A 15,039-nucleotide genomic window follows, 5' to 3' on the forward strand; every position below is an offset into this window, starting at 1 on the left:
CCACAAAGAAATAAAACCTTCGCCCAATCAGACGAAGGTTTTTGCTCAATTAGTAAATTTTATAAGGCTGCAAAAAAATCAAACCAAATCAAAACGGTCAAGATTCATTACTTTGTTCCATGCTGCCACAAAATCTGCAACGAATTTTTCCTGAGCATCCGAACTTCCATAAACCTCGGCAAGCGCCCTAAGCTCCGAGTTCGAACCAAAAACAAGATCTGCACGGGTTGCTGTCCATTTTATTTTGCCGGTTTTTCGGTCACGGCCATCAAATTTTTCTTTGTCCTCTGATGCCGGCATCCATGCTGTACTCATATCCAAAAGGTTTACAAAAAAATCGTTGGTGAGCACTTCCGGACGTTTTGTGAAAACACCATGTCTGGAATTGTCAAAATTTGTATTCAATACACGCATACCGCCAATCAATACAGTCATTTCAGGAGCTGTTAATGTCAGTAATTGTGCTTTGTCAATCAATAGTTCTTCCGTGGAAACTTTGTATTTTGTTTTTAAATAGTTACGGAAACCATCAGCTGCAGGCTCCAGTACTTTGAAAGATTCCAAATCGGTTTGTTCCAAAGAAGCATCCATACGTCCCGGAGTAAAAGGAACATTTACACTACTGCCGGCGTCTTTTGCCGCTTTCTCAACACCAGCACAGCCAGCCAACACAATCAGGTCGGCAAGTGATACCTTTTTTTCACTCTTTTGAGCCTTGTTGAATTCTTTTTGAATCTCTTCCAGTTTTCCTAAAACCGTTGCCAATTGAGCCGGATTGTTGGCAAGCCAATCCTTTTGAGGAGCAAAGCGGATACGGCCGCCATTGGCACCTCCACGCTTGTCGGAACCGCGAAATGTTGAAGCAGAAGCCCATGCCGCTGCAACCAATTGCGAAACAGTTAGTCCCGATTGTAAAACTTTCGCTTTTAATCCGGCAATATCTTTCGTATCAATCAAAGGATGGTTGATGGCCGGAATGGGATCCTGCCAGATAAGTTCTTCTGCCGGCACTTCATTCCCTAAATAGCGCAAACGCGGCCCCATATCCCGATGTGTGAGCTTGAACCAAGCTCTGGCAAATGCATCGGCAAACTCAAGAGGATGCTCATAGAAACGTCTTGAAATTTTTTCGTAGACAGGATCGAAACGCAAAGAAAGATCGGTAGTAAGCATGGTGGGAGCATGTTTTTTAGACGCATCGTGAGCATCAGGCATTACATCTCCTGCATTTTTAGCGACCCACTGCTTTGCTCCTGCCGGACTTGTTGTTAGTTCCCATTCGAAGTTAAACAGATTTTCGAAAAAGTAATAACTCCACTTCACAGGAGTTTGTGTCCAGATCACTTCCAAACCACTTGAGATTGTGTCGCCGGCTTTTCCTGTGCCAAAATTACTTTTCCAACCCAGGCCCTGTTCTTCAATGCCAGCAGCTTCGGGTTCGGCCCCTACAAGAGCAGCATCTCCTGCTCCATGGCATTTTCCAAATGTATGCCCGCCTGCAATCAGGGCAACGGTTTCTTCATCATTCATTGCCATACGGGCAAAAGTATCACGAATGTCTTTGGCTGCGGCGAGCGGATCGGCGCTTCCATCCGGTCCTTCCGGATTTACATAGATTAATCCCATCTGAATGGCAGCAAGCGGATTATCTGTTTCGTCTGTGTCCAGTTTACGTTCATCATTATCCAGCCATTCGGTTTCCGAGCCCCAATACACATCTTCTTCAGGTTCCCATACATCTTCACGTCCTCCTCCAAATCCGAAGGTTTTGAACCCCATCGATTCCAAGGCTGCATTCCCTGCAAGTATCATAAGATCGGCCCATGAGATTTTTTTGCCGTATTTCTGTTTGACCGGCCAAAGTAATCTGCGTGCTTTATCCAGATTCACATTATCGGGCCAGCTGTTTAGGGGTGCAAAACGCTGCTGTCCGCTTCCTGCTCCTCCCCGTCCATCACCTGTACGGTAGGTGCCTGCGCTGTGCCAGGCCATGCGTACGAAGAACGGTCCGTAGTGTCCGAAATCTGCGGGCCACCAATCCTGCGAATCGGTCATTAACTCATACAGGTCATTTTTTATTGCTTTTAAATCAAGGCTTTTAAATTCTTTGGCGTAGTTAAACTCTTCGCCCATTGGGTTCGATTTTTCAGCGTGATGCCTAAGAATATTGAGCTTTAACTGATTTGGCCACCAATCACGATTTTTTGTGCCGCCAACACCAAAACTGTGTTTTCCGCTTGCACCGGTTACCGGACATTTACTTATATTTCCAGAATCATTTTCCATACTAATTTATTTTAAGTGAAATTTTACTACTTATTAAATGTTCCCTTTACCTGAAGGACTATATCTTCTATTTTAAAACCAGGAAGATTCTTTTTTTCAAAATAATTCTGAAGCAGCTCATCCAGTTCTTCATCAACATAGTCTTTTATCACATCCGATTCCATGCAATATAAATGATGATGGCTTTTCATGACTCCATCGTAACGCATGATGTCATTTTCTGTTTTCACTTTCTTCACCAATCGATTGTCAACCAAAGCACCTAAAACTTTATATACTGTGCCTGTGGCTATGTTTGGGTGCATTTTTTTTATATAGTCAATTATATTCTCCGCAGTCGGATGATTTTTTAGATTATATATTGCTTCCAAAATTGCCATTCTTTGAGGGGTTACTTTTAAACCTCTTTCTGTCAGCTTATTTTTAATATCTTCTGAACTCATTTTACATTTTTAATATCTAAATGAGAATTATTCTCTTTTAGGAATTACTAACTTACAACTTTTTTTTCTTTTCACGAATTTTATTTTCAGGTAATTATCGATGGATTGTTCATCAAAATGAACACTGAGAAGGAAATGGCTGGTACGCAGTCATAAATAATCAATAAACGTTTCGCATAGACTTTGTTAAATTTATTGAAAGTTAATCTAAAGACTGATTCTTTGTTATCTAAACAAAAAAAGGGAGGCAAAACATATAATAATGTTCTCCTCCCTGCTGCTAAACTTATGAAAAATATTCTTCTGCTAATTGTCGATTACGCCTTACATATAAAACAGTATCATTTATTTTATCTGAGAACTGTCTATTTCGGTTCCCGATAATTTAATCTGGTAGGGCCATTGTTCCTCCTGACTATCATCATCCGATGCTCCCCATTTAAAAACAACCGGCCAATGTTCAGTAGGTGCACCACTTACAACCAACCACAAATATTCAGTATTTTCGGGCACTGTAAAAGATACTGTATCAGTTGCAGATTTAAATACATCTCCGTAAACACGACTACCATCTTTCAGCGAAGCCAGAAATCCGTACCGCCACCCGGCTTTATCTGTTTTAACTGTGCTATAACCTTTGGCACCTGCAATTCCTTTAAAATTCAGAACCACTTTTGTTCCCATTTTAGGAACGTTCAACTTGATTCCATTGTATCCGTAATTCTGAGGACAATTTGATGCTGCAATTTGATACCATCCATTTCCTGTATCATTCAAAACGGTATAATGTTGATTGGCATATTGTTTTGCCACTTTCTCGATTCGCTTCATATCCCAAGTGATAAATTTGCGTGAAGCATCAAACATCTCATCATTAAACTGATCCTGAGTCAATGAGTTCATCCTCTTATAGGTTGCAACGGGATCTTCGCCGTTTTTGGTTGCACGGCACAAGTCTCCAAAAAACTCTTTTCCATGCTTATCCGACCAATATTCCAACACATATGGTGAATGATACATGTTTGCCGGATGGAGAAATGCATAATGTGTTCCCTTCATAAAATCTACCAAATGATAATTCTCAAAAGTCATCCATTCCGGATACACCTGCCATAACATGTACTGCGCAGACATCTCAATAATCGGTCCTGCAGGCCCCGTTCCGTTATCGGCACTGGAAATGTATTGAAAACTATGACCCATTTCGTGAGCTAATGCTCCATACGGTGCACGGTTAATTCTTGTTGCAGGAGTCCATAAAACACCCACTTTATCCTCTTCTCCACCACCAAATGCAGTTCCCTCCTTGCCTCCGAATACAAACATAAGTAACTTGTATTTATCAGACAATGATTTCCCTTTCTGCACTATCTTGAGATCATTTACATAGTAGTTGTAAAATCTTTCACATTCCTTAAGAGCTTCATTCGCATCAAAACGCTTTGTTTCATCAGCATTGGTCATCGGATTACCGCCAAATTCCTTATCCCAGAAAAGGGCTATATTTGCTGATTGTACCATTCTTTTGTAACAATATTTACTGGTATCGCAGCTGAAGTCGTTACTATCCGGCACAAAATAAATTTTTGCAGGCAGATATAATTCCTTTTCAACAGCAGTCTGTTTCGATTCCATATTGCTCTTGTTGGCACAGGATGCTGAGAATATGGCCAACAAAATGATTCCCGAAATCTTCATAAATTTTGAATGTATCATGCTTATTAATTAATTCGTTATCAATACGTTCATTTAAAAAAAAACTAACTCTACAATCGAAATACTATTTAATTCGGGCAGCAAAGCCACCTCCTTTAACCATTTTCACAGTCAGTTTCGACTGATTATTTACTGATTTTTCGATTCTTTGATAATCTTCTGCAAACCGGTTTGCATTCAAACCATCCTGCATGATAATTGCTTTTTTTGCGCCTGAAGAAAGAAATGATAAATCAAGGGTGAATTCTCTTTCGGTCTCATTATCATTCATTGCTCCAATAAACCATTGATCTCCTTTTCGACGGGCAATCACAAGATATTCTCCAACTTTTGCTTCCAAAACTTTTAGCTCATCCCATGTATTGGGTACACTGCCTAAAAAATCTGTTGATTCCTGTTCTCTTTCGTAATTGGAAGGACTGTCGGCAAGCATCTGAATTCCGCTTTCGTAGGCAATAAAAAGTGCCAGTTGATGACAACGTGTCCCCTGACTGCCCGGACGGTAAAAGTTGAATTTAAATTCTTTGGAGTTAAAATTACGCATCGCCCCCGGAGTAAAGTCCATCGGGCCGCATACCATTCTGGTAAACGGAAGTGTTAGCATGTGTTCGGGAGTTACGTTGGCTGACCATTTGCAATGTTCATTTCCCTGAACCCCTTCGTAAGAAACTACATTTGGATAGGTCCGGTGCAATCCATTGGGTTTAAAGGCTCCGTGAAAATCAACCAACAACTCATTTTGCGCAGCTTCTTTGGCCACTTTTTCATAGTAATTCACCATCCATTGATCCGCTCTGTTCATGAAATCAACCTTAATTCCTGCAATCCCCCACTCTTTGTATTTCCTGAGTACTAAAAATTGGTCCTCAATAGCTCTCCAGCTAGCCCACAAAATCAGCTTTACATTCTTTTCTTTCCCGTAACGAATTAACTCAAACAGATCCAATTTTGGATTTGGTTTCGTGATATCTGTAGTTGACACCGACCAACCTTCATCTAAAATAACGTATTCCAAACCATTGCGACCTGCAAAGTCGATAAAATACTTGTAGGTATCTGTGTTTAAACCTGCTTCAAAATCAACACCATACAAATTGGAAGCATTCCACCAGTCCCAGGCAACTCTGCCCGGTTTGATCCAATCGGTATTTTCAAGCTTATTCTCCGGAGCCAGTAAATAGACCAAATTTGATTCCATTAGCTGTGCATCTTTTTCTGAAATCACCATTAAACGCCATGGAAAGCTTCTCTTACCTGTTGTTTTTGCAATGTAGTCGGCTCCCTTTACAATTTCACTTCCGCGATCACCAATCAATTTCGTTTCTAACGGATAAGAAGGGAAAGCTGCGCTTAGCGTATTTGCTCCTGTTTTCTTTAGAAACATGTGTGGATAATCTGAAACATCCGCCTCAGTCATCAACATTTTATATCCTTTTGAATGTTCAATCAGCAACGGTAAAAAGGTGTTTTTGGAAGTCGAAAAATCATTTATTTTCACCTTTTGATAATCGGGTTCATAACTGCCTGCATATCCATCCAATGGAGAAGCCCACATTTTATAGTTATCTGCAAATTCAATTTTCGCTGTTTCATTTACTTCAACATCGCCCTTGCTGTTTGTAACATATCGGTAAGCCACACCATCATTAAAAGCGCGGAATTCGATGGTCAATTTATTTTTAAATTCCAGATTTAACTGATTGTAATTATTTCTGATACTACTTTCTTTTAAAGCAACCACAGGGGTTTCCAACTTGTCCTGATTAGTGTATGATGTTTTCTTAAGCTTTGCATTTTTGCATAAATCTATATCATTAAAAGATAAACCGATATCTGATCGTTCAACAAATATCTGATCGTTCAACGAAACAGAATAATGAATGCCATTGGAAACATCAACATTTACAATTATTTTTCCATTGGGGGACTTTAGTTTGTGTTGTGCACTAAGAAAGGTGTAGCTTCCAAGAAATAAACACAATACAATAATTAGTTTTTTCATCTGTTTATAATTTAAAGTTTTTGTCAGATGGAACTCTCAAATTACACTCATGCACATGTGTGTAATAATTTTTGCATGGTCGTTTCATCTGTTTGGATTAGTATACCCAAAGTTGCATATTTAACACATAATAACACCAATACATATGTAAAAAAAAGATGCACATATGTGCATCTTCTGTTTAATTGAATGTTTTAGTAAATTACGATTAGCCACCAACAGTGGCACTTATGCCTTTTTCGGCGAAAATGGATTGAGCTAATTGTACCATTTCATCTGAGGGAGTTGCCAATTCCTCAGCTTTGTAAGCCGACCCTAGTTTTTGATGTTTTCCCTTTGCAATATCATGATAAAGCAACAGGTTCACTTCTTTTCGTTCCCATGGGATTGACGATAGAAACGCCGCTTCATTTCTCAGAGTTTGTTCGTCAGCATTCACCCCATCGATAAAGGGGATGCGAATGATAAAATCTTTACCAATTTCTGCCAACTGCTTTATATTTTTAAGAATTTGCTCATTGGGAACTCCGGTATACTTTCGGTGCACATCAGAATCCCAGGCTTTCAAATCAACCAAAAATAATTCAGTTCGTTTGGCCACATCAAGAACAACATCCGTATTCGCAAATAATGTAGTATCCACTACCCGATGGATGTCCTTTTTACCACATTGATCGAGAAGTTCAATCAGTTTTTGAAAATGCATCAAGGGTTCTCCGCCTGAAAAAGTCACTCCACCTTGGGAATGATCAAAGAAAACAGTCTCCCTTTCAATAATTTTCATCAAACCAGCCGTACTGTATTCACGCCCCGACATTTCAATGGCCTTTGTTGGACAAACCTCAGCACACTTTCCACAAAGATTACACAATTCAACATCTGTTTCAATCCCATTTCTGGTTAAAGTCAGCGCATCATTCGGACAAACCGCTGTACATTTTACAGCTCCGATACATTTCGAAGCTGTGTACATTTTCTGCGCGTAATCCAAAATACTTTCCGGATTATGACACCAAACGCAGGACAAAGGGCAGCCTTTAAAGAAAATAGTTACCCGAATGCCGGGTCCATCGTTAATAGCGTATCTTTTAATATCGAAAATCAGTCCTTTTCCCATTTAAAAAGATTTAAAACGATTCATTTTCAGTACGATCAATCACTTCCTGCTGTAAATCGGCATTCATATCATTGAAGTAATCGCTGTAACCGGCCATACGTACCAACAAGTCTTTGTAATCTTCCGGACATGCCTGAGCGGCCAGCAAAGTTGCTGAATCAACAATATTAAATTGAATGTGATGACCTCCCAAAGAAAAGTAGCTTCGGATTAGCTTGCTCAGCTTATTAATGTCTTCATCCCTTTTCAGTAAACTAGGAAGAAAACGCTGATTCAATAAAGTTCCACCCGATTTGGTCTGATCAATTTTTGTCAGAGAACGAATCACTGCTGAAGGACCGTTAACATCGCTGCCATGCGAAGGTGAAGTTCCATCCGAAATGGATTTTCCGGCTAACCGCCCGTTAGGAGTTGCTCCCATCACTTTACCGAAATACACATGACAAGTAGTCGACAGCATATTCAGATGATAGGTTTCTCCTTTAGTATTTGGCTTACCATCAATAGCTTCCAGCAAATCGTTGTAAACACGCACTGCAATGCTATCGGCGTATTCATCGTCATTTCCAAAAAAAGGTGTTTTATTGAGTATGGTTTGACGAAGAATTTCTTCCCCATCGAAGTTTTTAGCAACAGCTCCCAAAATTGAATCCATTGTAAAATCTTTCGACTCAAACACATGTTTTTTCAGTGTTGCCAAACTATCGGTAATGGTTCCCAAACCAGTACACTGAATATAGTTTGTGTTGTATCGTGGTCCTGCATTATAATAATCACGCCCTCTGGCAATGCAATCGTCGGTTAATACCGATAAAAGTGGTGCCGGTGCATATTTAGCAAACATACGGTCGATATAATTACTTACCCTGACTTTCTGATCAACCACAAAATTCAGCTGTTTCAAAAATGCTTCGTACAATTCTTCAAAGCTTTTAAAATTACGGGGATCACCGGTTTGAATCCCAGCCATTTTACCGGTTACGGGATTAATTCCGTTGTTTAAGGTTACCTCTAAAACTTTCGGAACATTCAGATACCCAGTTAAAACATAGGCTTCTTTCCCAAAAGCTCCTACTTCGATACAACCGCTGCAACCACCTTCGCGGGCATCTTCCAATGACTTACCTTGACGAAGCAACTCCATGACATACACATCGGGATTGAAAACAGAAGGATAACCATGTCCCTGACGAATCACCTTACAACCCTCTTTTAAAAAACGATCAGGAGTACGCGAACTAACATGAATAGAACTTCCTGGCTGCAGAATATGCAAATCTTCAATAATCTCCAGCAACAGATAAGAAACCTCACTAACACCATCGGAACCGTCTCTGCGGACTCCTCCAATATTGATGTTTGTAAAATCGTTATAGGTGCCGCTTTCACGGGCTGTAATTCCCACTTTTGGCGGTGCCGGATGATTATTTACTTTAATCCAGAAACAACTCAGTAATTCCTTTGCCTCCTCACGTGATAAGTCTCCGCTTTCTATTCCTTTATTGTAGAAAGGTTCCAAATGCTGATCAAAATGACCTGGATTCATAGCATCCCAACCATTCAACTCGGTAATGGTTCCAAGATGCATGAACCAATACATTTGGATGGCTTCGTGAAAATTCCGGGGAGCATGAGCCGGTATCCAACGACACACTTCAGCAATCTTTTTCAGTTCAGTAAGTCTTTGAGGATCTTTTTCTGTTTTAGCCTGCTCTTCGGCTAAATCGGCATGACGTTCTGCAAATACAATCGCAGCATCGCAGGAAACTGCCATGGCTTTCAGCTCTTCCAGCTTATCAGTGGCCTCATCATCGTTCATAAAATCCAAACGGTCGATGTGAGCCTGAATGTCTTTTTTAAAATCGAGCAATCCTTTTTTGTAAATCTTGCCATCTAAAGTCGTGTGGCCGGGAGCACGCTGCTCCATAAATTCGGTAAACAAACCTGCCTCGTAAGCCGCACTCCACTCTTGGGGCACATAGTTGAAAATACGTTCGCGCATGGTTCGGCCTTCCCAGTATGGAATTACCTCACGCGCATAAGTATCAATATCTTCCTGCGATATGGTATAGCGTTGCAAATCGCGGGTATTTAATACATTTAAATCGTCAACACTATGGCAGGTCAACTCGGGAAAAGTAGGTACACATTTTGGTGATGGCCCGCGTTCCCCCACAATCAACTCACCTTCACCCAGATAAATTGTTTTCTTTTTACAAATTTCCATGAAGGTTAATGCCCGCATCATTGGAATGGAATATTTACCATTGTTTTCTTTGTAAAAAGCAGTTTCGATCAATGCTCTTTCGATATCAAGCGAAGCCTCTGTACCGACACTAATTTTGCGTAAATTCTGAATACGTTCGGTCATTCTTTCATGGGAATCCGAAGAATGTGTATTGCTGTAATTGCTTTCTGAACGAGGCGCACGCTCAGGAGTTTTATGTAGATTATTTGAATTCATTTTGTTATTAATTTTTGGGTTCAAAAACTAAAGTTGGGTACCTAATACATCTTTATCTACGAACCAATCCGTAAATAAATAAAAAGTGTAAATGTAGTGTGTGAGGAATTTACCTGTTTCATATATTGAAACAAGTAATATCGATTAAATTGTCCGATTGTAGTACATCAGGCAATTGAATAGACGACGATATGAATGTGTTAACGTTTGAAGAATAATCATTTGGTCTATTTTCTAAAATCAAAAGTAGGAATTTTTTAGTCAACTGATTCATTTCCTTCATATATTTTTTTTAAATAAGATACTTCATCATCCAGAACACAAGTAGAAAAAAGCCGTAACATACTTTATGTCACGGCTATTACTATTATATCACAACAATTAATCATGAATTGTTATGTGTAACAGTTATTTTTTTCTTACATTTCCAGAATTATGAAATACATTGCAATAAATAAAAACGGGGAATTTAATTTCACTTTCTCCTGCTCCTTTCCAACCCACAATTCTTTTCAAGAAAAGCTATTTTAATTCGTTTCCTGTAACCAAGATCTAAGTATTTCCTGTTGTAATAAATTTGGCTTGCTTATTCGATTTAGTGTATATTTCTTTTCTTGTTGCGAATTAAGTTTTAGATCTAAACGTAAACCTGCATAATTCAAATAAGTATTGTATTCTAATTCTTTTGTCGTATAAATGTAATCAAAAACAGAGTTCAAGGATTTTCCGGCAATGGTTTCACAGGCTTGTTGGAACTCTGCATCTGTAAATCCTCGATTACTATTTTTATAATATTCCCAATATACTAATTTCATCACATCGTCAAGTGATTTCTTGTTTCTAGTAGAATTACGAATTGCAAAATCTAATAAAAGTCCAACAACAGGGCCTTTTTGATAATACGAAACAGACTTGTTTATTTTTTCACCTTGACCGCCAAAAGGACCATCTTCCCATGTATTATAGCTAGCTTGAGCTAAAGTTTGATAAAACCTGCCAGGATTATTCTCGACTGTATTAATATTCGCTTCTAAATCAGAAAACATAGTTTTAGTGTCCCCAAAACCAGCCCTTTTCAAAATTAAATACTCATAATATACTGTTAAACCTTCACTTACCCAAAGCTGATTCGTTCTATTTTCTTTGTCATAATTAAATGGACCTAATTCACAAGGTCTTATCCGTTTTACATTGTAATTATGAAAATATTCGTGAGCCAAAAAATTCATCATTGAATGCTCGGCTTTCTCTGAATTGAGCTTATTGCCATTAAAACTTACCACGGTATTATTTAAATGTTCAATTCCTCCTTGTCCGGGACCAATACCAATGAAAGTATAGCGATCGTAAGGAATATCACCAATGATATTAATGGCTGATTCAACTACTTTTTTTAGGTTATTCATAAACCGTATTTTATCAAAACTACCAATATCATAACCTATAAATCGATGTTCAATTCCTTTTATTTTGAAGGCTGGCAACTCCTCTAAGTTTCCAATTAATAATGGAGAATCATACAGAATGTCAAAATTAGAAGCCGCAAATTCAAATGGATGACCTTTAATTACCATCAGACCAGTTGCAATATCTTTCCATTTGCTATTCATCTCAACTTTTACCGATACGGGCAATTCTAGAAATCCATCGGCATACATGAATGAATTTTCGGGTACGATATAGGCGTGAGATTCATCAACAAAACTATTAGCAACAAATTTTTTATCTGTTTTTATATCATAACTTAAAATAATTGACTTATTCTTAATGCCCCCAATACTCCAGCTATTTTCATTACGGCTTGTTATAAAAATTTTATTGCCTTCATCATCATGGGCAGTAATATTTTTAATCGATTTTGCATAGTCCATTATTTGATAATATCCAGGCATCCATTTCGGCATTTTAAATACAACAGTATCCTGATCCCAGCCTAAAGTATGAAGCTCTACATGATAAACATGAGATGAAGGTTCGGGTACGGAGACAATATACTGGAATATAGGTTTAACAGACTGAGCCGCAACAGGATTTGCAGCTGCTATAAGTATGGCAATGCAACTAATTCTTAACCATCTTGTTTTTAATCGATGCATAGAATGCTGAATGCCTAAGTTTCTGTTTTCGATATAAGAAGTTAACTTTCTGTTCTTAAAACAAGAACTCTTGTCGCGGGTATTTAAAGAAAATTTCATTGGAGTTATTTCATTCGAATTGGTAAAATGTTTTTGATTTATTTTATATCGAGACGTTCAATTTTACTAATCGATACTGCTCTCCATATTGATTAGTAAACAAAATAGATAATGCATCGTAAAAATATTGTTTTAGATGGAAATGATTAGGATTTCAACAAAAATAATGCTTTTATTAATATCGTTGTTGGTATTAAAATTTTTAACCAAATAATTGATAATGGTATCTGATTATTGTTGAAAATCATTGTTCTGCAACATCAGAAGTATTTAAAAACAAATCCGGTCTGGTCTGTTACTATAATATGGTAAGCTCGAACGAAGTCTTTTTATCAGAAATACTATTCCTGAGCGCCGTGATTCTTTGCAATTCCAATCCAATGCTCAACCAAACTTTTAGGATCAGCTCCTATACCACGAGCAAAATGCAAAGCTACTCCCATAATTAAAACAGAAGCTTCATGTAATTCTTGATTTGTTTGCAAGGCTCCAAATTCTTTCTGCGCTTTTAATTGAAGCAAATTATTGTGTTTTTGAGTAAATGTAATCGGATCATCATCAGATATTTCAGGAATCATCAAACAATCAATCCACTCCTGTCCTATCCTTTCTGCTAATTCTTCCGGAGGCTCATTGCCCATTTTTCTCCACAGTGGCAATGTTTCTTTATCTCCGGATTCAGCCAGACCAGTATCAAGAAGCAGTTCAAATGCAATATCAGCTATATTTTGCATTATTTCTAAATATTGATCCTGAGCCAATTCGAATTGATCCGTTATCTGCCCATTAAGATATTCCCCAACACTCATTTGAGGTAAATTGATGACTTCAGGACATTTTTCCAAACAAGGAAGTTGATCTCCCTGAAACATATAGTTAACTTCATTATTTTGTATTTGACGGCCTAGTGGATATAACCGGCAAGCCAGAGGGCGCCCCAGATGAACACTGCATCCAAAGTTTTCGACATATTGAGAGCAGGCTTGCTTCTCTCCCCATCCTGCTTTTCCGTTAAAGTGCAAACGAATTCCGCCGAACTCACAATAAAGATCACGAAATTCCCTTGTAGTCATTTTTTTCTCCTTAGCCAGACAGACCAACTCCCATGGATTAAGCAACACTTGGTTGCCATGGCAGCAAGCTCCAATCCGCGCACAGGTGAGAGGCAGTATATTTTGAAGACTCAGTATATTTGTTTGCATTATTGTTGATTCTTTTTTGATATTACACTTAATAGCAACTCAATAATTAAACGGCTGCCAAATTGCTAAAACATTATCTAAAATTACAGATATCTCAAATTTCCTGAGGATATATCTCCGATTACTATCATTAATAGAATTATTTATTGGCCTGTCAGCATGCTTTTCGAGGATGCTTTTTTGATGTTTCGATCCATAAAACTACCAGAGAAAATTAAACCACCAATAATCCCCATAAAAATATAAAGTACCTGTGTTCCCATGTTATTTTGCGCTCCAGGCGCATCAAGAAACACACTACTTAAACCAATAAATGCTTTACTTCCCGGAACGAGCATCACAATTCCCGGCACTAAAAACACCAACTGCGGCGATCGTGTTATTTTACCAAACAACTTACTGATGCTCACAGCCACAATAGTTCCGATAAAGATACTGACTAAAATTCCTGTGAAATCGAAAAGAGTAGTGGTATAAAAACTAACAAATCCTGCAATTACGCAATACAACAAATCTCTTGTCCGCACTTTAAATACTACGGCCAAGCTAAGTGCCAAAACCAAAATAGCCAAGTAGTCGAGCCACTCGGGCACATCATTTATTACATTATTAGGTTGTAAATCAACAAACAAAGGAAGAATTGCCAAACCTAAGACAACACCAAAAAACTGTTTGAAAAGCGATACCAAGGCGTCGAACAACTTGGCTGTTCCAGACACCAAACTTCGGGAAGTAATCTCTTCCAACGCGGTAGTTATGGATAATCCGGGAATAAACACAATAATAGATGCCAGAATAGTCATGGAAATATTGATTTGCTCAAATTGCATAGACAATAAACCGGTTATCAGAGTAGCTGCAAAAGCAATTAATGATTCCAGAGCACTGCGAATGTATCCCGATTTTTGAGCCAAAAGAGTGATGCCATAAATCACAGCGCCAATAATTGATGCAGTAATTGCAGATGCCCAACTGGTATCCAATATCATGCTAAATGCCCCAGCCGATAGAATGAAAGCAGCCAATTCGGTTAGTTTACCGTAAGCAAAAGGTGCTGTTTTTAATTGCTCCATGGCCATTTTTGCTTCTTCAAAACTGCTTTTATTAGAAAGAACATCATTAGTAATTTCTACAATTCGCGACAAAGCACCCAAATTTAATTCCCCTGGTGGCACGCATTCTACGTAGTTGTAGGTTTGTTCTTCCTCTTCGTAAAACACATAGTTAATCCAGGTTGGTGTATCCATAAAACTTCCCTTAATCCCTTTCTTTTCCGAAATCTCTGTCAAATAAATCTGCGATTTATAGGAGGGTACACCGTAAGTATGCAGGGCCTTGCCCAACTGCACTATGAATTTATATTTTCCGGGAACCTGCATGTTCTTTTATTTCTGTTCTAAATGATTATTTCAAATTAGCGGCTGTGTTCTGCACCTAAGCATTTTATTTTTCTCTGTTTACCGATAACAGATAACCGTTCGCAGATGACTAACGCCTTTAAATCCGTACAAAAATACAATTTATTTATGCTCCAAGCCATTCCGCAATCCTGTAATTCCCTGCATTTATATTTGGTAAGGAAAGAATACATCTTGTTTTGTTTCATTTTCCTTA

Annotated in this window: 9 protein-coding genes; all 9 read right to left on the reverse strand. The window is 38.4% G+C overall.

The genetic code is table 11. The features are described 5' to 3' along the window. Positions 1–78 precede the first annotated feature (78 nt). The 9 genes from katG to BZG01_RS07095 all read right to left on the reverse strand — a co-directional run bounded on the left by katG (position 79) and on the right by BZG01_RS07095 (position 14,804). Positions 79–2,286, reverse strand: coding sequence for a catalase/peroxidase HPI (katG, locus tag BZG01_RS07055; RefSeq protein ID WP_101309124.1), 2,208 nt, complete (start codon positions 2,284–2,286; stop codon positions 79–81). Positions 2,287–2,312: 26 nt separating this feature from the next. After that, positions 2,313–2,729, reverse strand: coding sequence for a Fur family transcriptional regulator (locus BZG01_RS07060; protein ID WP_101309125.1), 417 nt, complete (start codon positions 2,727–2,729; stop codon positions 2,313–2,315). 345 nt (positions 2,730–3,074) lie between these two features. Next, positions 3,075–4,445: a DUF6055 domain-containing protein gene (locus tag BZG01_RS07065; RefSeq protein ID WP_218973042.1), complete on the reverse strand. Its 1,371-nt coding sequence runs from the start codon at positions 4,443–4,445 to the stop codon at positions 3,075–3,077. 64 nt (positions 4,446–4,509) lie between these two features. Further along, positions 4,510–6,447: a glycoside hydrolase family 97 protein gene (locus BZG01_RS07070; protein WP_101309126.1), complete on the reverse strand. Its 1,938-nt coding sequence runs from the start codon at positions 6,445–6,447 to the stop codon at positions 4,510–4,512. 208 nt (positions 6,448–6,655) lie between these two features. Then, positions 6,656–7,564 carry a glycyl-radical enzyme activating protein gene (locus tag BZG01_RS07075; protein ID WP_101309127.1) on the reverse strand — a complete coding sequence of 303 codons (909 nt, stop codon included), beginning with the start codon at positions 7,562–7,564 and terminating at the stop codon, positions 6,656–6,658. Between the two features lie 10 nt (positions 7,565–7,574). Beyond that, positions 7,575–10,028, reverse strand: a complete 2,454-nt coding sequence (hypD, locus tag BZG01_RS07080; protein ID WP_245870300.1) for a trans-4-hydroxy-L-proline dehydratase — start codon at positions 10,026–10,028, stop codon at positions 7,575–7,577. 527 nt (positions 10,029–10,555) lie between these two features. After that, positions 10,556–12,124 (reverse strand): M61 family metallopeptidase, encoded by a 1,569-nt coding sequence (locus BZG01_RS07085; RefSeq protein ID WP_180327249.1) that lies wholly within the window; start codon positions 12,122–12,124, stop codon positions 10,556–10,558. Between the two features lie 440 nt (positions 12,125–12,564). Continuing rightward, on the reverse strand, positions 12,565–13,425 hold the full coding sequence (locus tag BZG01_RS07090) for a YkgJ family cysteine cluster protein (RefSeq protein WP_101309129.1): 861 nt from the start codon (positions 13,423–13,425) through the stop codon (positions 12,565–12,567). Positions 13,426–13,568: 143 nt separating this feature from the next. Beyond that, positions 13,569–14,804, reverse strand: a complete 1,236-nt coding sequence (locus tag BZG01_RS07095; RefSeq protein ID WP_101309130.1) for a threonine/serine exporter family protein — start codon at positions 14,802–14,804, stop codon at positions 13,569–13,571. Positions 14,805–15,039 lie beyond the last annotated feature (235 nt).

This window comes from Labilibaculum manganireducens (genome assembly GCF_002843385.1).
Lineage (GTDB): Bacteria > Bacteroidota > Bacteroidia > Bacteroidales > Marinifilaceae > Labilibaculum > Labilibaculum manganireducens.